The organism is Paenibacillus massiliensis 2301065 = DSM 16942 (assembly GCF_000377505.1).
GTDB lineage: Bacteria > Bacillota > Bacilli > Paenibacillales > Paenibacillaceae > Paenibacillus > Paenibacillus massiliensis.
Map to the genome: position 1 here is coordinate 246,167 of NZ_KB898192.1, position 20,268 is coordinate 266,434.

Annotated in this window: 24 protein-coding genes; 2 read left to right on the forward strand and 22 right to left on the reverse strand. The window is 45.9% G+C overall.

The window, feature by feature from the left end; all coding sequences use genetic code 11:
* Window positions 1–139: 139 nt before the first annotated feature.
* The 12 genes from D328_RS0117620 to D328_RS0117675 form a co-directional block, all read right to left on the reverse strand.
* A complete protein-coding gene (locus tag D328_RS0117620) occupies window positions 140–517 on the reverse strand; it encodes a GNAT family N-acetyltransferase (protein WP_154659157.1) in 378 nt (125 codons plus the stop codon).
* 16 nt (window positions 518–533) lie between these two features.
* Window positions 534–800: a hypothetical protein gene (locus D328_RS0117625; protein WP_018886355.1), complete on the reverse strand. Its 267-nt coding sequence runs from the start codon at window positions 798–800 to the stop codon at window positions 534–536.
* Between the two features lie 74 nt (window positions 801–874).
* Window positions 875–1,426: a hypothetical protein gene (locus D328_RS0117630; RefSeq protein WP_018886356.1), complete on the reverse strand. Its 552-nt coding sequence runs from the start codon at window positions 1,424–1,426 to the stop codon at window positions 875–877.
* Window positions 1,423–1,875 (reverse strand): ATP-binding protein, encoded by a 453-nt coding sequence (locus D328_RS0117635; protein ID WP_018886357.1) that lies wholly within the window; start codon window positions 1,873–1,875, stop codon window positions 1,423–1,425. Before D328_RS0117635 ends, D328_RS0117630 begins: the two co-directional genes overlap by 4 nt.
* A gap of 2 nt (window positions 1,876–1,877) precedes the next feature.
* Window positions 1,878–2,615, reverse strand: a complete 738-nt coding sequence (locus tag D328_RS0117640) for a tRNA(His) guanylyltransferase Thg1 family protein (protein ID WP_018886358.1) — start codon at window positions 2,613–2,615, stop codon at window positions 1,878–1,880.
* Window positions 2,616–2,715: 100 nt separating this feature from the next.
* Window positions 2,716–3,174, reverse strand: coding sequence for a GNAT family N-acetyltransferase (locus D328_RS0117645; protein ID WP_018886359.1), 459 nt, complete (start codon window positions 3,172–3,174; stop codon window positions 2,716–2,718).
* A 76-nt stretch (window positions 3,175–3,250) separates the two neighbouring features.
* Complete coding sequence (locus tag D328_RS0117650; protein ID WP_154659159.1) at window positions 3,251–3,595, reverse strand: hypothetical protein; 345 nt, start codon at window positions 3,593–3,595, stop codon at window positions 3,251–3,253.
* Between the two features lie 377 nt (window positions 3,596–3,972).
* The gene (locus tag D328_RS31905) at window positions 3,973–4,344 is read right to left on the reverse strand and encodes a ribosomal-processing cysteine protease Prp (RefSeq protein ID WP_018886361.1); all 372 of its coding nucleotides are present in this window, start codon (window positions 4,342–4,344) and stop codon (window positions 3,973–3,975) included.
* A 53-nt stretch (window positions 4,345–4,397) separates the two neighbouring features.
* Complete coding sequence (locus tag D328_RS0117660) at window positions 4,398–4,844, reverse strand: hypothetical protein (protein WP_018886362.1); 447 nt, start codon at window positions 4,842–4,844, stop codon at window positions 4,398–4,400.
* A 49-nt stretch (window positions 4,845–4,893) separates the two neighbouring features.
* Window positions 4,894–5,457, reverse strand: a complete 564-nt coding sequence (locus tag D328_RS0117665; RefSeq protein ID WP_018886363.1) for a GNAT family N-acetyltransferase — start codon at window positions 5,455–5,457, stop codon at window positions 4,894–4,896.
* A gap of 155 nt (window positions 5,458–5,612) precedes the next feature.
* Entirely contained in the window at window positions 5,613–6,059 is a 447-nt protein-coding gene (locus tag D328_RS0117670; protein ID WP_018886364.1) for a hypothetical protein, read from the reverse strand.
* Between the two features lie 135 nt (window positions 6,060–6,194).
* Complete coding sequence (locus D328_RS0117675; RefSeq protein ID WP_018886365.1) at window positions 6,195–6,716, reverse strand: GNAT family N-acetyltransferase; 522 nt, start codon at window positions 6,714–6,716, stop codon at window positions 6,195–6,197.
* 749 nt (window positions 6,717–7,465) lie between these two features.
* Between D328_RS0117675 and D328_RS0117680 the strand changes: the two genes are divergently transcribed.
* Window positions 7,466–8,365: a hypothetical protein gene (locus D328_RS0117680; protein WP_018886366.1), complete on the forward strand. Its 900-nt coding sequence runs from the start codon at window positions 7,466–7,468 to the stop codon at window positions 8,363–8,365.
* Between the two features lie 98 nt (window positions 8,366–8,463).
* Complete coding sequence (locus tag D328_RS0117685; RefSeq protein WP_018886367.1) at window positions 8,464–9,249, forward strand: GNAT family N-acetyltransferase; 786 nt, start codon at window positions 8,464–8,466, stop codon at window positions 9,247–9,249.
* A 136-nt stretch (window positions 9,250–9,385) separates the two neighbouring features.
* Here the strand turns inward: D328_RS0117685 and spo0A are convergent, their stop codons facing one another.
* From spo0A to xseA, 10 genes are all read right to left on the reverse strand, one after another.
* The gene (gene spo0A, locus D328_RS0117690) at window positions 9,386–10,189 is read right to left on the reverse strand and encodes a sporulation transcription factor Spo0A (protein WP_018886368.1); all 804 of its coding nucleotides are present in this window, start codon (window positions 10,187–10,189) and stop codon (window positions 9,386–9,388) included.
* Window positions 10,190–10,391: 202 nt separating this feature from the next.
* Window positions 10,392–11,573: a SpoIVB peptidase gene (gene spoIVB / locus D328_RS0117695; RefSeq protein ID WP_025681658.1), complete on the reverse strand. Its 1,182-nt coding sequence runs from the start codon at window positions 11,571–11,573 to the stop codon at window positions 10,392–10,394.
* Window positions 11,574–11,671: 98 nt separating this feature from the next.
* A complete protein-coding gene (gene recN / locus D328_RS0117700; RefSeq protein WP_018886370.1) occupies window positions 11,672–13,411 on the reverse strand; it encodes a DNA repair protein RecN in 1,740 nt (579 codons plus the stop codon).
* 22 nt (window positions 13,412–13,433) lie between these two features.
* Window positions 13,434–13,883, reverse strand: a complete 450-nt coding sequence (gene ahrC, locus D328_RS0117705; protein WP_018886371.1) for a transcriptional regulator AhrC/ArgR — start codon at window positions 13,881–13,883, stop codon at window positions 13,434–13,436.
* A gap of 26 nt (window positions 13,884–13,909) precedes the next feature.
* On the reverse strand, window positions 13,910–14,389 hold the full coding sequence (locus tag D328_RS0117710; protein ID WP_018886372.1) for a hypothetical protein: 480 nt from the start codon (window positions 14,387–14,389) through the stop codon (window positions 13,910–13,912).
* 380 nt (window positions 14,390–14,769) lie between these two features.
* Entirely contained in the window at window positions 14,770–15,699 is a 930-nt protein-coding gene (locus D328_RS0117715; protein ID WP_018886373.1) for a TlyA family RNA methyltransferase, read from the reverse strand.
* 19 nt (window positions 15,700–15,718) lie between these two features.
* Window positions 15,719–17,617: a 1-deoxy-D-xylulose-5-phosphate synthase gene (gene dxs, locus D328_RS0117720; protein ID WP_018886374.1), complete on the reverse strand. Its 1,899-nt coding sequence runs from the start codon at window positions 17,615–17,617 to the stop codon at window positions 15,719–15,721.
* Window positions 17,618–17,754: 137 nt separating this feature from the next.
* Entirely contained in the window at window positions 17,755–18,660 is a 906-nt protein-coding gene (locus tag D328_RS0117725; protein WP_018886375.1) for a polyprenyl synthetase family protein, read from the reverse strand.
* The gene (gene xseB, locus D328_RS0117730) at window positions 18,657–18,914 is read right to left on the reverse strand and encodes an exodeoxyribonuclease VII small subunit (RefSeq protein WP_018886376.1); all 258 of its coding nucleotides are present in this window, start codon (window positions 18,912–18,914) and stop codon (window positions 18,657–18,659) included. The genes D328_RS0117725 and xseB overlap by 4 nt, the downstream gene beginning before the upstream one ends.
* Window positions 18,892–20,268 carry an exodeoxyribonuclease VII large subunit gene (xseA, locus tag D328_RS0117735; protein WP_018886377.1) on the reverse strand — a complete coding sequence of 459 codons (1,377 nt, stop codon included), beginning with the start codon at window positions 20,266–20,268 and terminating at the stop codon, window positions 18,892–18,894. The genes xseB and xseA overlap by 23 nt, the downstream gene beginning before the upstream one ends.

The following is a 20,268-nucleotide window of genomic DNA, read 5'->3' on the forward strand; positions in this document are numbered from 1 at the left end:
CTGCTCAGCTCCATTAGGATATTAGGCCGCATACTGGCCAATCCAACTCTATCTGCAAATACTATAGCAAGTACTGTCCCCTTATACATTTCCCAGTACTTAAATCTCGTGGCACCTGCAATTCCTCATATTAATAACTTTAGAGGTCATGAATGGGGATCACATAATATTGATACTCTGCTACAATCTCGAATCCAACCGTCTGATATAGCTGTAGGGCATGTCTATTCTCTGTGACTACCCCGAGCCGAATTGGGGTCTTTTTTTGCTCCAGTAGTAGTGTCACAACCTTCATCAGTATTTCACGACCATACCCTTGACCCTGACAAGCTGGCAGTACGCAGAAGTCATGAATAACTGCCGTGGCGGGATTAAGATGATTGACTCGAATCATGCCGATCAGCGAGATGCCCTTCATAGCTATGTATGTCACACGTGTAGCTTCCGAAGTGCGACTGAGATAGTTCCTCGTCCAGATTTCCGTATCTCCAAAGGCATCGGCCAAACACCTAACCATAAATTCCGTATCGCGCTCATTCGCAATCCGCAAAGTTATATGCCGGGACCATAGCGTTCACATTGGCTTCTGTACCATCCGAGCTATACCAGCTGAGAAAACCAATCAGCTCATCATTGAGATGACATAGATAAGCCTCATCGCCATCCTTCTCCTTAAGACTATCAATGCCTACTCTTAGGCTAGACTGGTCTAATGTCTTACAATGCTGCTCTAGCTCACGAATAGGTTGAATGTGCTGGTCTGTGAAATCATTCATTTTGGTAAATTTATAATTATACATGGATATCAGTTGTCCTCATTCAAAGTCATGCTTGTCGCTCGATAATAGATTCAATAATTCGCTCATGATATGTTCTATTTACCCCACAGACTTTCATTGCTTTCACCGAGGTAATCATAGACATACAACAGCTCTTCTCCATTGTTCTGTAAGTACAGCTTGCTCGTGAACTCGACTTTGTCAATCTCCTCATCATAGGAGATCTCTTGCGAATATCCGTGGATGACGATCCATTGCTCCTCAGCATTGATCTCAGTAACTGAAAAATCAGCAACAGTTAACATTTGTCCATTCTTCACGCCGATCTCTTCCTTGCCATCCACTAGTCGCAAAGAAACATCCTCTTGCTCCTTACTGGTCCAATCGCCATAGAAGCGCTGAATGAATTCCTTCTCCTCTTCCGTTGCAGCAATATTTGTAGCTTGGCCTGCCTCAGCTTCCTCTTGTTCTGTATCCGCCATACCTTCATCGACCTGTTCTTGTTCACTCTCTAATGCTGGACTGGACAAGGTCGCATCATTTACCTTTACTTGCTCTGTGTTGTTAGCATTGTCAGGGTTAGCATCTTTAGTACAGCCAGCTAGCAGTAGGCACAGCAACGATATTCCTATTAACAACAATCTCACTCTAGGTCCTCCTGAATCATGTCTGTGACTTCAAATCCATTATCCAATGATCTTACCATATATAGTTCGTCAAACGCTTCAGCATAAGAAGGAATCTGCAAGTTCTTCAAAGTGCTCTTGATACCGATCTCAGGGATTTTCGCCTTCCCTTGTCTCTGTTCATTTCGGTGTATAGATAGCTCATAATCCGGCTGAAAGTAGTAACCAACCACTTGAAAATCATGCTCCTTGGCAGCAGCGATATATTTTTGTCGATCAGCCACTGCTGGATTGGTATTATCCACTACAAATGCCTGCTTCCCCTTCAAGGCTGCATCGACAAATATGTGCTCACGATACCTCGTCCTCAGCATATCCAGATTGATCCTCATATGTGTGGTGAAGAATCGTTCTTTATAGAACGTGGACTTTCCCGAAGCCTGGATCCCAATGAAAATAACGCATTCCATAATCATTCATCCTTCGTGATATAGATGTGTTGATCAATATAGTCCCGTTGCTGGCTAAAAATTGGTGTATCCAGGTCAACCTCCCACTTGCGGCGGATGGCTCCACCTTTATTATAGTCTTGCTTGGTAATGCATACTCCGCGCTTCTGCCAGATCGGTAGGTCATTCCAGTTAATACCCTTTTCGACGAATAATTTGTCCTGCAGTTGCTTCCCATTCAGACCCTGAAGCTCCTCATGCGCGAAATGAGCCTGCGCAACCATGGAAATGCTATTCTTGGTAGCATCCTGTTGTCTCCACAGAAAGTAATTGGCGACCTCATCCTGAGGCAGCACCCACGCCCTGCTATCAAAGGTAGCCAGTGGCTTATCTGGATGGGTCTTCGTGATCACCTCATTGAACTTGGCTGTCGCCATTGAGGCTGATATGGATACGATTTTTTGCAGATTATTCTCGAACCATGATTGCGTGGTTAACTTATCATAATTGGTCAGCAGGATCGAGATTTCATCACTTTGGTGGTAGATCAATTTACAGCCCATAATGTTCTGCCCTAAATATTTGCACGTCTCCCAGAACGCCTGCATAAGTCCTTCATCAAATGGCTTGTTCATCCCACGAGTATAAGTGTGGAAGTGCGAGCCGTCGATGCGGATTATTACCGGAAGTCTTTGCGGTAGAGTCTGTCTGAAAATATTCTCATAGCCCTTCATTCGATTGCCAAAATCATCTTTATGCATGTGGATCTCCTTTTTTTGCTTGGATAACTAGATTCTAATACCTGGACCATTCAAATATGAGTATAAAGCTGCTGCGAGCTGCTTATGATTGACTCGTTACTCACAGATCCATGCTCAATCTGATCATATCTCGACAGTGAATTCCGTTCTCGTAGATTTCTTCATCATAATGTCTTACGAAAAAATCCCGATCTATTCCCGTAATCCGGAATCCACACTTCTGATAGAGAGCTAGCTGCTGTATACTAGAATTCCCGGTTCCGATCTCTAAGGTTGTGGCTTCTTGCTCCTTCGCCTTGGCTATTGCCTGCTCCACAAGCTGTCTACCTATCCCTTTTCCCTGATAATCTTCTCGCACGGCAATATTTACAATTTCAACGGTCTCCGGTCTGGTTCTAAGCAGTACAAATACTCCAATGATCTCCTCCAACCATGTGGCGACATAGCAAGTACCTCTACCGACATATTCTCTTACAATCTTCTCCGATGGATCTGCCAGAAGTAATAAATCTAATGGGAGCTCCTCGTTATCCTCTACTACATGAATTTTAACATTCATATTGATCTCCCCTTGGTTTGTAATCGCAATGCCTAATGGCAATCATGCATAGTCATTGCTCCATCGCTTCATTGCTTCATTGCTTTTGTGCCCAGCCCTCGTTACTTCTGTGTTTGTCCAGTCCCACTGTAGCAAATTCATCTTGAGGCTCAGCCTTTACAACTCCCAAGCCTAGCAGCACTTTATTAATAGCGTCTTGCTCCTGTACATACTGTAGAGTCATCGCTGAATTTCGATACAGCAATCCATTCTGATACCCGGTTCCACCAAAATATTCAGCTTCAATATAGCCAATATCAATCTCACGGGAGAGCTCACTCAGCAACTTTAGCAGTGTATCTGTTAAGCAGTCGAAGCCTTCAATGTCGTTAGCTGCGCACACATGAATCTCATCATATAGCTCATCGGTCAGCGGGATCAATAGCATCCCTTCCTTTAATGTTGCTAAGCATATATTTTTATAGGGTAGCATTGCTTGAATACTTGGGAAGCTAGACTCCCTTAATATGAATCCTTGTATCGTATAAGCCATGTATGAAGCTCCTTTTTGTATTCTATGAGGACTACAGTGCCTTACACAGATCAAATGAGTATAGAGCCGCTGCAAGCAGGGAGCCCTGTCGACCGCTGTTAAGCTTGTTGTTTCTTTGATCTTTGATGTAAAGTAGTTGAACAACAAACTTAAAGGCGAGCACTTCGTTTCTCTAGGGCTTCCCTGCTTTCCGCTGACCTCTGCGCTCCTCATACATTTAACCTCAAATAATATTCGGTCATGGTGCTTGCTAAATATGAAATGGTTCATTTAAACAATTTGAACAACCCTGCTTTTTGTTTTTCGTATATTTTTTCAATAGTTATTAACTTCTCTCCATATGTATTTTGCAGACTATGGATTCCAATTTCGAGTGACTGTAACAAGACAGTAGCTTCTTTACTCCCCCGATTTTTGGTCTGTAGGTCAGGCAGAATACATTTACAATAGTTTTTTTGGAGATCTGCCTCCATAAGCTCTTCTGTCAAGTACTCCAGACTATGCATAGTATTGATAATCAGCGCTGAGACTCCTGCAGCGATAATATCTAAGCCATACTGGGTAAAACCCGTCTCCCCACTTGCATTTGGCTGCTTCTTATCTTCTGCTGCGAATACCCCAAATTTCCTTCTATGCAAAATTTTAGGAGCAAGGCTTAGAAGATTTCGAGCAACTTACCCTTCCAAATATATTATTGATTATCGCCCATCCCGAGCGTATCACGAATGGCCTTCTGATATGGCTCCCATTCAAAATAGAAGGGCCCTACATGGATCTGCTTCGTATCTGGCTCTAACCTGAAATCCTTCCAGATGACAAGGTCACCTTCTCGATCAATTTTCACTGAGATGTAACCACACTCTTCGTCACCGCACCAAGGACATACAAGGATGGGATATCTGTAATACATTTGCGGATGTGGCTTTTCCAGCAAAAAATATTGAATTAGTAGCTTCTGATATTCTTCAACTCCCCATCCTAAGGACGGGACCATATCATGCTTTTTAAGTCTTTCATAAAGGGATTTTCCATCAATAATTATATCTGCAAATTTCGTATTCTTATTTCCTTCTTTTTCAGGATCAAGCTCCTCATAGCGACTGGACGGTTGGGTATGTAGATTATTTATGGTTATCATTGGATTCTCCTCGGTGAAATCTCTCTGCTCTTCATTTCCCCTGCTTGCGTTACTTCGTTCTACTCAGAGGCCTTCTCATATAAATAGCTACTTCATCGTCATGGTTACGATTATTCGAGTACAACGAGATGTCTATTCCTTCAATCTGATAACCACAGTGTCTGTAAAAATGAATGGCTGGAACGTTCGTATTCTGTGTCTCGATCGTTGTTGCCCTGAACCCTTTTTCCTGAGCCATATCATTTACTTGATCGATCAGTAGCTTACCGTATCCCTGTCGTTGGTACGTCTTATGCACCTGGACATGCCAGATCATCAGTGTGTTATTCCAGTGCTGCGGCTCTGCAATGACCAGGGCAATGAGACCTCCATCCCTATATGCACCGAATGAATATCCCAGCTGCAGCATTTCCTGATAGCGTGCCAGATCCTCCTCGTCGTTCATTTCTACTTTCTCATACACAGCTTCCAGGTCGATCAAGCTTAGATGCATGCTGAAGGAGCCTTGGGCTTCCTGTTTCGTAAGTTCATATTTCTGAATGGACCTATAGCCGAAATTACCGAGTTCAAGCCAATCCGCAGATGTCAATTCCTTGACTGCTCTAATCTCCATTCCCATCACTCCCATGCTGATGTTTGCGGGTCTCTTACCTTTTCAACACAGTTAATTCGTCATTAATGTTCCATCGTCATTTTCACTGAAGGGATGTATCCTTTCTCCAGAGCGATTCCAATCAAGATAATTAGAATGGAGATTCTTTAACCAATTTAAAATCTTTGATCGAACTTCCATTCTCCATCCATTTTAATAATAGAATATGAAGTTTGATCAGTCTCTCCATTTTCCCATGCCCTAGTGACATGGATATTTACATGGTCGGCACTGACCTTCTCAACTTCATCAAGTTTACATTCATTAAGCTGTAAGCTGTGTTTATTTATATCAGCAATAATAGCTTTCATTTCTTCAATTGTTTTGGTTTCGGTTGTATCTCCTGAGCACAACCAATACACTTGTTTGACAAAATCATCTGAAGAATATGCGCTCCACTCATTAATATGATTAAAGCTTTGGAAATACTTATGTATGGTAGTATCGAGTTCAGCAATTCCCGTATCTGGTTCTTGAACGACAACGACGGCTGCTTCACGAGTAGTGCACGAGCATAAAAGAATAACCATGATCACACTGAGAAATAATAACTTCAACTTCATCAACTTTCGTCTCCTTATCTATTCACTAACACGATTAAAAGTATCATCTGTGTAATAAAATAACCGAATCAAATTACGCTCCCTCATAGCCTGATCAACAGCCTCCTTGTAGGCCTCCTAATTGACCGTTCTGTTTCAATTGTCGATCCAATATCTCTTAATTACGTTCCCATCCTCTTCAATAAAATCCGTATCTGCAATTCCACCATTACTAATAATAATTCGTGCTGAAGCCACATTAGCCTCATCACACACAACAAGAACTTTTTCTATCCCTAAGGCTTTTGCTTCTTTCAAGGATAAATACAATAATTGAGTCGCATAGCCTTTTCTTCTCTCTGATGGACGTATTCCATATCCAATATGCCCGCCACTACTGATCAAAAATTCCGTCAACTCATGTCTTATGTTTACTGCACCTAAAATTCTATGGCTTGGCGCAACTAACCAATACGTCGAATTTGAAACCCAGCCTTCCTTAAGGTGTACCCCTCTTTCATTATCATTCAGCCATGTTATCATTTCTTCAAATGTAGATGGATCTCTACTAACAACCCAGGGAACTATCATTTCGCCACTTTGTATCCATTCCTGATAAAAGTCCAAATATTCATCCTTCAAATGCATTGAAGGTTTTGATAGATATATTCTCTCCATATATTAATCCTCCTACTATATTTGTTAGACGAAGTAATGGCAATGCAACTCTCTTACGCTAAGGATTGCTCCACCTCACGGCCCTGCCTTTTTCATCTTAAACCTGCCTTGGGTGTATCACGAATATGAATTTTGGCAAAAAGGTAACCATGTTCTCCACAGCACCTCCAGATCACGAATTAAGATTTTTCTGTTGTAGTGTGCTTCGTTGCTCTTTATGGTGTGGCTTAAGGAATCTGCTAAATAAAAATACTCTTCATCGTAGCCTACACCGGAACGAAATGTAAGTAGCGCTGTTCAGCAAATACACGAATCAAAAGGACAACTGGTTTAACTGTACCATCCAATAATTTCCCAGGGAATTTTTTGTATAATTCGATTACCATCAGCCTGTATTCCAAAGTGCCTCAGAACATATGCACTAGAGAATGTAGCACATTCATAATGATTTTGAAGCTCTACTTTGTCTTTCTTGGGCATGTGCCAATCCAAAAAAACGAGACTATACACAGCGATACCAATAAATAAATAAATAAATAAATAAATGTATCCGTTGTATTACTCTGGAAATAAGTTCTGCCTTACTTGGCACTTATAACATTACAATGGAAATATGAAATATAGATATAGATATAGTTAGATAGTATTGCAAAAATCAAAAAAATCCCAGTTTTTATATGATACACTAATACAACGGAATTCAACATCCACTTTATTCTACAATATCGCATTTTTTCAAGGAGAACTCTATGATTAAATCCATCTTCGCAACTGACACACTAGAGGAACTTACGAAGCAGATTCAAGCGGCTTCTGACGTGAACGAGCTTCGGACGCAGCTAATCGCAGAATACCACCGGCTCTTCCACTATACGAACATTATTGAATGGAATGAGCTTGTACGGGTGTGTGAGGCCTTGGCCATCATAGGCTGGGGTCAAGACCTGACACCTGTAGAAGCCATCGCGGAAAAATGGATCAACGGCGCTTATTATACGGAGCTGCGCACACGTACCTTCCAGGAGCTTGAGGGGTGTACTCGCGGCTGGAGCAAACACAAAGATAGCTATGTCATCTCTGATGGCAGTGATCGAACAGATTATGGAATGCCAAGTCTGGACTCCCAGAGAAACCGACTTCCGAAGAATCCGTTGCGATTAGTACGCTCAGGGAACTATCAGCGATCAGCCCAACCATTCATTGATCGTTTGAGTTCACTGCGAAGTCTGCTGGATGAGCATATGCGCCCAGAATTGTACGGGGATTCTTTTAGCTACCTCGGCATCTCCTGCTATTTTAGCCATCATGACGAAACAGAGCCTTCACTACGCTATGAGTATTTTCATGAATCAAGTGACGTTCCGGAAGGTTTTGAGCAAGGACACTTCATCAGGTCAAAATATGATGTTGGAAAGCTATCCACCCGTAAAGGGGAGCTCAAATTGGAGATCACACGTCATTTTACAAGAGCAGAGGGTGAGCTGCCTTTAGAGGAGCAACAGAAGCTGTTCCAGATAGATCTGCTTCACATCATTGATGTACTGGAGGAGAAGCTTCGCAAGAAAAAACTCAACTACCGCGTGGATCTACTAAAACAGGATGCGGAGCAGATTCTGGATCAATGGATACACCTCAGTGACATCAGGTAATTGTTGTACAGTTGTACATTTATAGCTTTGCCCAGTGCAATGAAGCTCCATAGAAAATGAATATTTAACGCTGCATCGTGAAAGAAAGCTTGTTGGATATGTTAGAGAACGTGGTTATGATCGGCAGGAATATAATTGAAGAAAATAAGGATCAGGTTCTCCCTACTTTTGCTTACTCTGTACTAGATAATTATATTGCTGGAAATATCGTTAGCGACGAGGGTTCCTTATTGATCGGGACTAATTCAGGTATATATGTAGCTGTGGGGGACGAACAAAATGATCACTTTTCTGACCTACTTGTACAAATATTTATGCAGAGAAAGAATTCTAACCAGAGATTCACTCTATTTTCTCCGACCCAGGCATGGGATGACAGGATTAATGAATTATTTGCGGGAGAACTAAGGTCACTACAAAGGTACTCTTTTCGTTTTAATGAGAGCGACTTTGTAAGGAGAAGCATTTCAAGGTTAGCGAGCGATTTTCAATGTAAACAGATCCATGAGGATACCCTCCGGCACAGTAGTGACTTTAATGAGTGTTATATAATCACATATTGGGGCTCAGTAGAACGTTTTTTGGAAAAAGGCTTCGGTTATTGTATAACTCAGAGTGACATTACTCAAAGCTTCGTACATGCCAGTGAATGTATCTCCATTTTCTCATCCACAGCCTTTGCAGAAGTAGATATTGCGACAAATGATCAGTTTAGAGGTAAAGGACTGGCTCAGCACAACGCAGAAGCTTTTATAATGGAGTGTCTACAGCGAGAGTTAACACCAAAGTGGGACTGCGATATTCATAATACGGCCTCTATTCGACTGGCTGGAAAAGTAGGTTTTGCAAATCCAGAAAGATACTCTGTGTTCGTAAGAAAGTAAGCCAGTACCCAACCTAAAAACCCGTCAATGATGCTTAGACATTCTAACCATCATTGACGGGTTCTATTGATGAGCAAAAAACTCAAATAAAAGACCGAAATATATATTTCAATGTTATGCGTTGAAGCTAATCCTTTCAGCTCACCTTATGCTCAATTCTCAGCTTGTCAGCAACCATCGCGATGAATTCGCTATTCGTAGGTTTGGACTTGCTGATGTTGATGGTGTAGCCAAACAGGTGGCTGATGGAGTCGATGTTACCACGTGTCCAGGCTACCTCAATGGCATGGCGGATGGCACGTTCAACGCGGCTTGGCGTTGTTTTGAACTTCTCTGCAATGGCTGGATACAAGGTCTTCGTGATGGCACCCAGGATCTCAATGTTGTTATACACCATCGTGATCGCTTCACGTAGATACTGATATCCTTTAATATGCGCAGGTACGCCGATTTCATGTATGATGGAGGTGATACTCGCATCCAAATTTTTGGTTTTGCCCATTGGAACCACATTCGACTTCAGATTGGAGATCGAAGCTGAAGCCGAGCTTACAGATTGCAGACCCACCAGCTGTCTTACGCGGTTCGCCAGTACCTCCATATCGAATGGCTTGAGGATATAATAAGATGCTCCTAGTTGGACAGCTCGCTGTGTAATATTCTCTTGCCCAAAAGCTGTCAGCATAATGATTTTGGGCTGAGGAGAAAGATTCATCTCGCGCAAGCGCTCGAGGACACCAAGTCCATCCAGATGAGGCATGATAATATCCAGAATCAGCACATCAGGAACCTTATGCAGCTCCTCAATCCGCTGTAGTACTTCTTCACCGTTAAAGGCGATACCCGTTACTTCCATATCTTCTTGATCCGATATATATTCAGCAAGCAAATTCGTGAACTCCCGGTTGTCATCAGCCAACAGAACTTCGATTTTTTGCAATGTGCTTCCTCCTTTATTCTCTGACAGGAATTTGGGTTATCATGTATTTTTCTTCGGAGTATATAGTTTCGACATTAGTTATTGAATTCCTTCTGTCGAAAATTATTTTTATTTATTTTTTTCGCTACTTGTTTTATAATAAATAATTTATTTGAAATTTCGATCTTATCTGTAGCATTTCGACAAAAAAAATCTTAAGGCATCAGCTCGCCTTAAGATTTTTGAGTGCTCCTTGCTTGTGAGTAACTACGCCTGCGTCCTGTAGCATCCATTCGATGAAGCATCCATAACCGGACTTAGGATCATTCACAAATACATGAGTCACAGCCCCGATGAGCTTGCCATTCTGAATAATAGGGCTACCGCTCATTCCCTGCACGATGCCACCAGTCTTTGCAATGAGATTGGAGTCAACAATGCGAACTACCAGACCCTTCGTTGCCGGTGAGCCTTGATTGGCTACATGAACGATTTCTGCCTTAAAGCGCTGAATGGACTGACCGTCAACAACCGTCAATATTTCAGCTGGACCTTCCTTTACTTCCTCCGCCCAACCTACCGGTATGGGTTGCTTATACAGGCTATGCTCAGGCTGAAGTGCCATTTTACCAAATATGCCGAATTGCGTATTACGTTCAATCGTGCCTAAGACCTTATTATTCTTCATAAAATGAGCTCGTTTTTCGCCTGGCTCTCCATTTTGGCTCTTGGAGATGGAGGTTACATTCGATTGTACAATTTGACCACTACCTACGACAATTGGGGTCTGCGTATTCATGTCTGTAATGACATGGCCAAGTGCCCCATATACACCGTGATCAGGAGCAAAAAAGGTCAGCGTTCCTACCCCTGCTGCAGAATCCCTGATGTACAAACCTAGGCGCCATGCCTTGTCCTCACGGTCATAAGCCGGCATCAGTTTAGTCTGTATACGTTCACTGCCACGTTGCAAAGTAATTTGAAGCGGGATATGCTGTTTTCCAGCCTGCTCTACTGCCTGAGATACCAACATCAGATTATCTGGAACTGTACCGTTAATACGTGTGATCCGATCTCCAAGTCGGATGCCAGCAGCTTCACCGGGAGATAATGGTTCTTTATCGCCTTTGACCAGATGATGTCCTACGACCAGGATGCCGTCAGATTTTACCTTGACACCAATTGTTTGTCCACCAGGATACACCTTTATTTCTGGCAGTCGGCTTAGCTCGGCTCTTCCACTGGAATGTTGTAATAATAATTTCGGAATGGTCCCCCACGTACTCGCACTATGAGAACTTGCTGCGGCAGATGCAGTACCGTGCTGGGACATGAGGATACCCACCATACATAATAGCAGGACAAGCAAAAGACCGGGCAGGTTGTTCCTGGAGTTGAAATTCAATGGCTGTCACGCTCCCTTTGCTTCTTTCGCTTGACGAGAAAAGGTCGTCGCCAATTGCGTACCTATAAGGTAACCTCGCCCCCAGGCTTTTATTACTGTCAATCATTGTCCCGGTGCCTGTTTTCCTCCTTTTTGGCTGCAGCCAAATTGAGCATTTCTTGCGCGTGATGTAAGGTTTTTTCAGTGATCTCGACACCGCCCAGCATTCGGGCCAACTCCTTGACTCTGCCCTGCTCAGACAGTTCCTCTACATGCGTCATGGTGCGATTATCGGATATGTTCTTCTCGATTAAATACTGACTGTCAGCCATGCAAGCTACCTGCGGCAAATGTGTGATGGAGAACACCTGACAGATCGAAGACAGACGGAACAGCTTTTCCGCAATGGACTGTGCCGCTCTTCCGCTGACTCCGGTATCAACTTCGTCGAAGATTAGTACTGGCACTTGATCGTGCCGAGCAAATATACTCTTCAGCGCCAACATAATTCTGGACATCTCGCCACCAGAAGCAATCTTGCTGAGCGGCCGCATCGGCTCACCCGGATTGGCCGAGATCAGGAACTCTGCATTATCAGTTCCCTGCTTGGTTGGACGCAATCTTCGTCCATTCCATTCATAGCCTCTCGGATCCTCCATAGGCTCAATGCGTACTTGCAGAGATGTTCGTCCCATTTGCAGATCCTTGAGCTCTTGCTCGACCTGTGCCGCTAATTCTCCAGCGATCATCTTTCTAGCCTGTGTAAGTTCATCAGCGGTGCTTAATAGCCCATGTAGCAATTCGTCGCGACGCTTAGTTAACTGGTCCAGCCGCTCATCTTTGTTTTCCAGCGTATCCGTCTCCTGCTCAATTTGCTGGTAATATTGCAATATATGCTCAACACTTTCGCCGTACTTACGCTTTAGTCCCATAATCATATTCAGTCGCTGTTCGATCTCCTGCAGTCGAATTGGATTGAATTCAATATTCTCCTGATAGGACCGGAGCTGAAAGGCTGCATCCTCCAGTTGGTAAAAAGCAGATTGAATCTGCTCCGCAATGGGCGCCAATTCCTTGCTGTCATACGAAGCAATATCCTGTATCATGATGGCTGCATGACTTGCCGCGTCTAATCCACGACTATGCAATAGATCGTACGCTCCTGCCACGGCTCCCATCATTTTCTCACTATGAGATAGCTTGACCCGTTCTTCGGTTAATAATTCATCCTCACCGGATTGTAGCTGAGCTGCAGCAATCTCCTCCAGTTGAAAACGATACATGTCAAGTAATTGAAATGACTTCTGGCTAGAAGCCTGCAGCTCCCTAAGCTCCCTCTCCGCCTGTACAAAGGACTGATATTGCTGTCTATAGCGCTGCTTCACGGGTCCGATGGTTGGCTCCCCGTATGTATCCAGCAGCGCCAGATGGCTGTCAGGCCGCAGCAGATTCTGGTGCTCATGTTGACCATGAATATTCACCAGCTGCTCGCCGACTTCACGAAGCATGCTCAGATTCACCATTTGTCCGTTAATCCGGGATGTGCTCTTGCCTTGGACGGTAACTTCCCTTCTTATAAGCAGATGCTCCTCGGGGGTGCCCTGTATACCAAGATGCTCGAGTGTATGCCAGACCGGATGATTGGAGGGCAGCTCGAACAGGGCCTCCATCTCCGCCTTCTCACAGCCGAAGCGAACCAGATCTGCAGTCGCCCGCCCGCCTGCGATTAAAGCTAGAGCATCTATAATAATGGATTTACCTGCGCCGGTCTCTCCGGTAAGGACATGAAAGCCCTGATGAAAATGAACATCTACCGATTCAACAACAGCCAAATTACGTATGGACAATAATACCAGCAAAGTCTAGTCCTCCTCTAGCGTGTCAGGAAATATAAGCCATAATCTGTTCCCGGACAGTTACACTATTCTCATCTGTACGGCAAATGATCAAAATCGTATCATCGCCACTGATCGTTCCCATGACCTCAGGCCATTCGATATTATCCAGCAGAGCTGCAATCGAATTTGCCGTACCAGGCAAGCATTTCATGACGATCAGATTCCCCGTAATATCAATATGCAGGAAGTTATCTACCAAGGCCCGCTTCAGCTTATGTACGGGATTGTAACGCTGGTCCGTCGGAAGCGAGTATTTATACCTGCCATCATCCATGGGGATTTTGATGAGCAGCAGTTCCTTGATATCTCTAGATACCGTTGCCTGCGTTACCTGAAATCCTGCAGCACGCAACGCATCCACCAGCTCGTCCTGTGTCTCAATCTCTTGATTCGTAATAATCTCTCGGATCTTGATATGTCGTTGGCCTTTCATATAATTCCTCCCGTGTTCATTCTGTTCTACTCCGTATCATACATATCGAGGTCATGGTCCTCCGCAAGGACTATTCGCTTGATGCTTTCCTGATCTGTATCGACATACAGGATTCCTGCACAGCTGGGATAGATCAGCATGAGCGATAGATACTTATCCCTCATCTCTGGTCCGCTCCATTCCATCGGCTGCTTGCGTCTTGAGGTCTTCACCATATATGTGTCGTCATCCATTACAGCTATGTAATCCATATATAGCCGACTGTGCACCGTCTCCTTGTCGATAAGAAAAGCGAGCGGAATCCTCATCTTGCCGCCTACCACTTCATAACCAGCCTTCTCCAGTATATCGACTGCAGGCCCGGGCTGAATCTCGTTATTAAGGGGAATCGCTTCCATCTGGCGTCGTCGTGGCTGCTCTAGCCAGTATCTCAGTCCAACATAGCCCCAGATTAGTAAGCCTGCTGCTATGCACACCATGAGTATTGAATCATAACCCGTGTCCATTCGACTGTATCCACCTTTTCAGCTTAGTTAGCAGTCGTGCTTGCTCATCTTAGTTGCCAATCTGCGACCTCGTCTTTCCAAGCGCTTCTATTCAAGCTATGTCCAGATGTGATAGAGAATATGTGAACGCATGACATCATTGGTATAATTATTCACCATTATGCACTGCGTTTTCTACCATATCCTTATACGGATGACTTCTTACTAATCTAGCTGCCCACCTAGTATTCATTCTAGGCAGTTCGTCCGAATTCCTTGTTCTCTTGAATCATATTATAAGCGAACATGCGTTCTTTTATCAACCACCAAACTGAATTGCTTTTTTCTTTACAAAAAAAGAGCTCTCAAGAGCCCATAACGAGAACCCTTGAGAACCCTTGTTACTTCGTGCGTGAACCACTTGCCTGAAAAGTCTCACTAGCTTGCCGGATAACCTGATCAATCAGTTCCTTCCGGTGATGAACTGCAGTATTCTGAATAATTGCTTCATCATTTTCTGTAATCATATCAACATCTGAATCAGAAGCAGTGTGAATCTCCGAACCCTCACCCTCCGTTATATCCTCCGGCTCCAATCTCCAATGAGCAAGGAATTCAATGTTACCTTCGCCGCCAGTAATCGGTGAGAAAGTAAGACCTTGAAGTGACAATCCAAGCTCCGAAGCATAGTTCAGAATCGTTGTCAGAACCTCGCGGTGCGTCGCTGAATCACGCACGACACCGGATTTTCCAACCTTCTCTCTGCCCGCCTCGAATTGTGGCTTGATGAGAGCCGCAATATCCGCCGGGCGCTTGAGCAGGTTCATGAGTGGAGGAAGTATGATTTTTAAGGAGATAAACGAGACATCAATACTCGCAAAATCAGGAGTGGGGCCCGTCAAATCCTGCGGCTGTGTATATCGGAAATTCGTTCGTTCCATGACGCAGACCTGCTCATGATTGCGCAATGACCAATCCAATTGATTGTATCCAACGTCAATGGCATACACATAGGATGCGCCGTGCTGAAGCGCGCAATCCGTGAAGCCACCAGTAGATGAACCGATATCCAGCATCACTCTTCCATCCATTTGAAGCTGGAACTCCCGAATGGCCTTCTCCAGCTTCAATCCCCCACGACTGACGTATGGGTGCACTGCACCCTTTACCTTCAGCTCACTATCGCGTGGAACCTTCATTCCTGCCTTCTCAATCCGTTCTCCTCCGGCCAGCACAAGCCCGGCCATAATTGCCGCCTTGGCTTTCTCACGGCTGTCATAGAAGCCTTGCTCAACTAACAGAATATCTATACGTTCTTTAGGAACTGACATATTTAACCCCTATTCTTGCTTATACTGACTGCCCGTAGCCGAAGGTCTGGGTTGTAGCAAGGGATCGTATTTCTGCACATACTGACTCTACTGTAAGTCCTGCTTCTGCCCTTTGCTCCTTGATGGAGCCATGCTCAACAAAGCAATCCGGTATGCCCAGCAAACGAATATGCATATCGAAGCTTGCCTGTCTTGCATAGAATTCCAGCACAGCGCTTCCCAGACTACCCGCCTCGGACGCTTCTTCGAGAACTACCAGCTTCGTTCCCTGGCGGGCAAGCTCCAGCAGAAGCTCCTCGTCGAGCGGCTTGAAGAAGCGGGCATTAATAATATGCACCTGTAGACCTTCACGCTTGAGAATATCTGCAGCTTCCGTCGCAACCTGCAGCATCGGCCCTGCGGCGATAATTGCATAACCTTCGCCTTGCCGCAGATACTCCCATGAACCGATTGGAATCGCCTTTAGCTCCTCATCCAGTGGGACGCCCAAGATATTGACACGAGGGTAGCGATATGCGATCGGTCCGTCATTATAATCCAGAGCTGTCTTCATCATGTGACGCAGCTCATTCTCATCCTTCGGCATCATCATGACCAGATTCGGAATATGACGCATGAAGGCCACGTCATAGACCCCGTGATGGGTCTCTCCGTCAGCACCGACGAAGCCTGCACGGTCAATCGCGAACATGACATTGGCATTGTGCCGACAAATGTCATGAACGATCTGATCGTAAGCGCGCTGCATGAAGGTAGAATACACCGCATAGACCGGCTTCATTCCCTCCATCGCCAGAGCTGCACACATCGTCGCAGCATGCTGCTCGGCAATTCCCACATCAATCATCCGGTCGGGAAACTCCTTCGAGAACGGCACCAGACCTGAACCGCCTGGCATTGCTGGCGTTACTGCGACAATGCGTTCATCCTGCTTCGCAAGCTCAATAAGTGTCTGACCAAATACCTCGGTATACATCGGGTTACCCACAGACTTGAGCACCTGACCAGACTCGATCTTGTAAGGCGAGATGCCGTGCCATTTATGCGAATCTGCTTCCGCTGGCTTGTAGCCCTTGCCCTTAGTTGTCAGCACATGTACCAGCACAGGGCCATTCACATTATCCGCTTGGTGGAAGGTCTCAATGAGCTTTGGCAGATCATGACCATCTACCGGACCTAGATAAGTGAAGCCCAGCTCCTCGAACAACACACCTGGTACCATCATGTATTTCAGACTATCCTTGACCCGTCCAGCGGACTTGGCGAGCTTGCCCCCGATCGCTGGAATACGCTTCAATAATAGCTCCAGCTCATCCTTCGCTCTTAGATAATGCCGGTCAGATCGAATCTTGCTCAAATAATTATGCATAGCCCCGACATTTGGGGCAATGGACATCTCATTATCGTTAAGAATGACCATGAGCTTCTTGCCTTCGTGACCAATATGATTCAGGGCCTCAAAGGCCATCCCCCCTGTCAAGGCTCCATCACCAATGACAGCTATGACCTTGTTGTCCTCACCTTTAAGGTCACGGGCCAAGGCCATCCCCATCGCAGCAGACAGGGAAGTACTGCTATGACCAGCCTCCCATACATCATGCTCACTTTCATTTCGCTTGACGAAGCCGCACAATCCTCCATGCTGGCGAAGGGTATCAAAACGGTCCATACGGCCCGTCAGTATCTTATGCACATAAGCTTGATGCCCGACATCATAGATCATTTTGTCCTGTGGACTGTCATAGCAATAATGCAGGGCGACCGTGAGCTCAACCACTCCCAGGTTCGATGCCAAGTGCCCTCCGGTGACAGACAGCTTCTCCACCAAAAATGTCCGGATTTCCTCCGAGAGAGAAGCCAACTCATCAACAGACAATGATTTCAAATCGCTTGGTTGCTTTATGTGTGGAAGCAGCACGCGAATCTCCCCGCTTTCCTTCAAGTAGTCGAATCTGTAAATGTTGCCTGATGTAATACATAGTCCATATTATATCACACAAAAATGTGCGACTCTAACAGCCACGACTCACGCTTAAGGCTACTCACTCCCCAAGCTTAATGATCGCGCTTCATCAGGTAGTCCGCAAGTTCCAGCAGGCGCGTCGGATCTGGGATGCCAGCCTCCACAATCGCTGTCTTGGCAGAGTGCGTAAGTCGCTCGACTTCCGCCGCCGAGGCATCCAGTCCAATAAAGTAAGGATAAGTTACCTTCTGCTGCTTTACATCGCTTTGTGTTGATTTGCCCAGCTTGTCCGTGCTTCCGGTCAGATCCAGGATATCATCCTGGATCTGGAAGGCCAGGCCGATATCACGCCCGAACGTTCGCAGCGCTTCCAGCTGTCGGTCATTCGCACCACCTATTCGCCCACCCGCGAGTAAAGAGAAGATAATGAGATCCGCCGTCTTATGCAGATGAATGTACTGAAGCTCTTCAAGGCTTGTAATCCCCTGGTCGCCAGACATATCTGCAACCTGACCGCCGACCATGCCACGAGCTCCGGCCATCTCAGACAGCTCCTCTACGATCGCGAGCAGCACATCGGCCGATACGCCAGCTTGCCTGCCTGCCTGAATAATGCAGTAGAATGCATGTGTAAGCAAGGCGTCACCAGCCAGAATAGCGGCAGCCTCTCCGTATACCTTATGGTTCGTAGGCTTGCCACGGCGCAGATCATCATCATCCATGGCAGGAAGATCATCGTGAATCAGCGAATAGGTGTGAACAACCTCCACAGCACAGGCTACTGGCATAGCTGCCTCCTGACTACCTCCAAAAGCTTCTGCTGCGGCTAATACCAGCACTGGACGCAAGCGTTTGCCGCCAGCCATTACGGAATAATGCATGGCTTCCTTGAGCAAGACAGGAATGTCCCAATGTGCAGGGAAAATATGCGGCAATGCGCCTTCGACCGCCTCTGCGGCCTGCTGTAAATAATGCTTAAAGGACAGCTGCGTACTCAAAGACTCTCACCCTCGCCCTCTTCGATGTTCCCACCGAACGGCTTCCTGCGCAGCTCGCCGTCCTCCTCTACGATCATTTCAATCTTGCGCTCAACTTGCTCCAGCTTGGTACTGCACACTTGAGATAATTTCATGCCCTGCTGAAAAAGCTCAATCGCTTGCTCCAGCGGTACATCCCCGTGTTCAAGTCTCCCGACAATATCCTCTAAGGCGGCCATCGCCTCTTCAAATTTAAGCTCCGTTTCCTTCGCCACTGCTCTTCACGTCCTCCTTCATTCCCCAGACCTGGCAGTCGAGCTGCCCGTCGCTCAGCTTAATTTTTACCATGTCTCCTGGTTGCACATCGGTAAGTGACTTGATGAGTGTACGTTCTTGCTCGTCATAGACCAGACTATATCCCCGGCCCATGACCTTGAGCGGGCTCAAGGCATCAAGATGCCGGATATGGGCCCCCAGTCTAGCTGTCTGCTCCTTGGTTCCGGAACGAATGGCCTGTTCCAGTTGGCGACGCAGGCCATCTAGCTGCCGTCTTGCTCCCTGCACCTGCTCGCGAGGGTTATGCCGCTCCAGCGCATGCCTCAGACGTGCATTCTGCTCTACATGAAGTCTCGCACGTCCTTGAACCGCACGACGTAGGCGTTCACGCAGACCATCGATCCGCTCAGCATGCTGCAGCATATATCTGCGCGGGAATACCAGCACAGGCGAACGCTGCAGTCGCTGCAGTCGTTCACGCTCAGACCTCGCTCGGCGCTGCACTGCCGTATTCATCCGCGACACGAACTGACGCACTTGATCAGATAGCTCACGAATGTCAGGAACAGCCAGCTCTGCTGCTGCTGTAGGTGTAGCAGCACGTAGATCTGCCGTAAAATCAGCTATTGTAAAATCCGTCTCATGTCCTACCGCAGAAATGACAGGAATTGTTGAGCTGTAGATTGCCCGAGCTACGATCTCCTCGTTGAATGCCCACAGTTCCTCAAGTGACCCACCTCCGCGTCCCACAATCATGACATCAGCTTCAGCCAGTCGATTCACCGTCTCAATTGCCTTGACAATGGATGGAGCCGCGCCCTTGCCCTGCACCAGAACAGGATAGAGATGCACCGCTGCCTGTGGATATCTGCGACGAAGTGTAATCAGAATATCACGTACTGCTGCTCCAGTAGGTGAGGTCACAACAGCAATAACAGCCGGAATACGCGGCAGAGGACGCTTTCTCTCAGGGGCGAATAGCCCGTCTTCCTGTAGCTTCTTCTTCAACTGCTCATAGGCAAGATACAGACTACCAATTCCGTCCGGCTGCATATGCGTTGCGTAGAACTGATACTGCCCGTCACGCTCATAGACCGATACGTTACCACGAGCGATGACTCGGGCACCTTCCTTCGGCACAAACGGCAGACGCTGATTGTGAGAAGCGAACATGATCGACTTGATCCGACTGCTCTCATCCTTCAGCGTAAAGTACATATGACCGCTGGAGTGGTGGGTAAAGTTGGATATCTCCCCGCGAATCCACACATCGGATAGCATGGAATCGGACTCCAGCTTCATGCGTATATATCGATTCAGATCCTTGATCGAGAAGATTCTCTGCTCTCCCAT

What these genes read in the sequence shown, in the direction of transcription:
- D328_RS0117620 (WP_154659157.1), bottom strand. Translation starts at nt 517, where the DNA reads ATGGTTAGGTGTTTGGCCGATGCCTTTGGAGATACGGAAATCTGGACG.
- D328_RS0117625 (WP_018886355.1), bottom strand. Translation starts at nt 800, where the DNA reads ATGTATAATTATAAATTTACCAAAATGAATGATTTCACAGACCAGCAC.
- D328_RS0117635 (WP_018886357.1), bottom strand. Translation starts at nt 1,875, where the DNA reads ATGGAATGCGTTATTTTCATTGGGATCCAGGCTTCGGGAAAGTCCACG.
- D328_RS0117640 (WP_018886358.1), bottom strand. Translation starts at nt 2,615, where the DNA reads ATGCATAAAGATGATTTTGGCAATCGAATGAAGGGCTATGAGAATATT.
- D328_RS0117645 (WP_018886359.1), bottom strand. Translation starts at nt 3,174, where the DNA reads ATGAATGTTAAAATTCATGTAGTAGAGGATAACGAGGAGCTCCCATTA.
- D328_RS0117660 (WP_018886362.1), bottom strand. Translation starts at nt 4,844, where the DNA reads ATGATAACCATAAATAATCTACATACCCAACCGTCCAGTCGCTATGAG.
- D328_RS0117665 (WP_018886363.1), bottom strand. Translation starts at nt 5,457, where the DNA reads ATGGAGATTAGAGCAGTCAAGGAATTGACATCTGCGGATTGGCTTGAA.
- D328_RS0117670 (WP_018886364.1), bottom strand. Translation starts at nt 6,059, where the DNA reads ATGAAGTTGAAGTTATTATTTCTCAGTGTGATCATGGTTATTCTTTTA.
- D328_RS0117675 (WP_018886365.1), bottom strand. Translation starts at nt 6,716, where the DNA reads ATGGAGAGAATATATCTATCAAAACCTTCAATGCATTTGAAGGATGAA.
- D328_RS0117680 (WP_018886366.1), top strand. Translation starts at nt 7,466, where the DNA reads ATGATTAAATCCATCTTCGCAACTGACACACTAGAGGAACTTACGAAG.
- D328_RS0117685 (WP_018886367.1), top strand. Translation starts at nt 8,464, where the DNA reads ATGTTAGAGAACGTGGTTATGATCGGCAGGAATATAATTGAAGAAAAT.
- ahrC (WP_018886371.1), bottom strand. Translation starts at nt 13,883, where the DNA reads ATGAAAGGCCAACGACATATCAAGATCCGAGAGATTATTACGAATCAA.
- D328_RS0117710 (WP_018886372.1), bottom strand. Translation starts at nt 14,389, where the DNA reads ATGGACACGGGTTATGATTCAATACTCATGGTGTGCATAGCAGCAGGC.
- D328_RS0117715 (WP_018886373.1), bottom strand. Translation starts at nt 15,699, where the DNA reads ATGTCAGTTCCTAAAGAACGTATAGATATTCTGTTAGTTGAGCAAGGC.
- xseA (WP_018886377.1), bottom strand. Translation starts at nt 20,268, where the DNA reads ATGGGAGAGCAGAGAATCTTCTCGATCAAGGATCTGAATCGATATATA.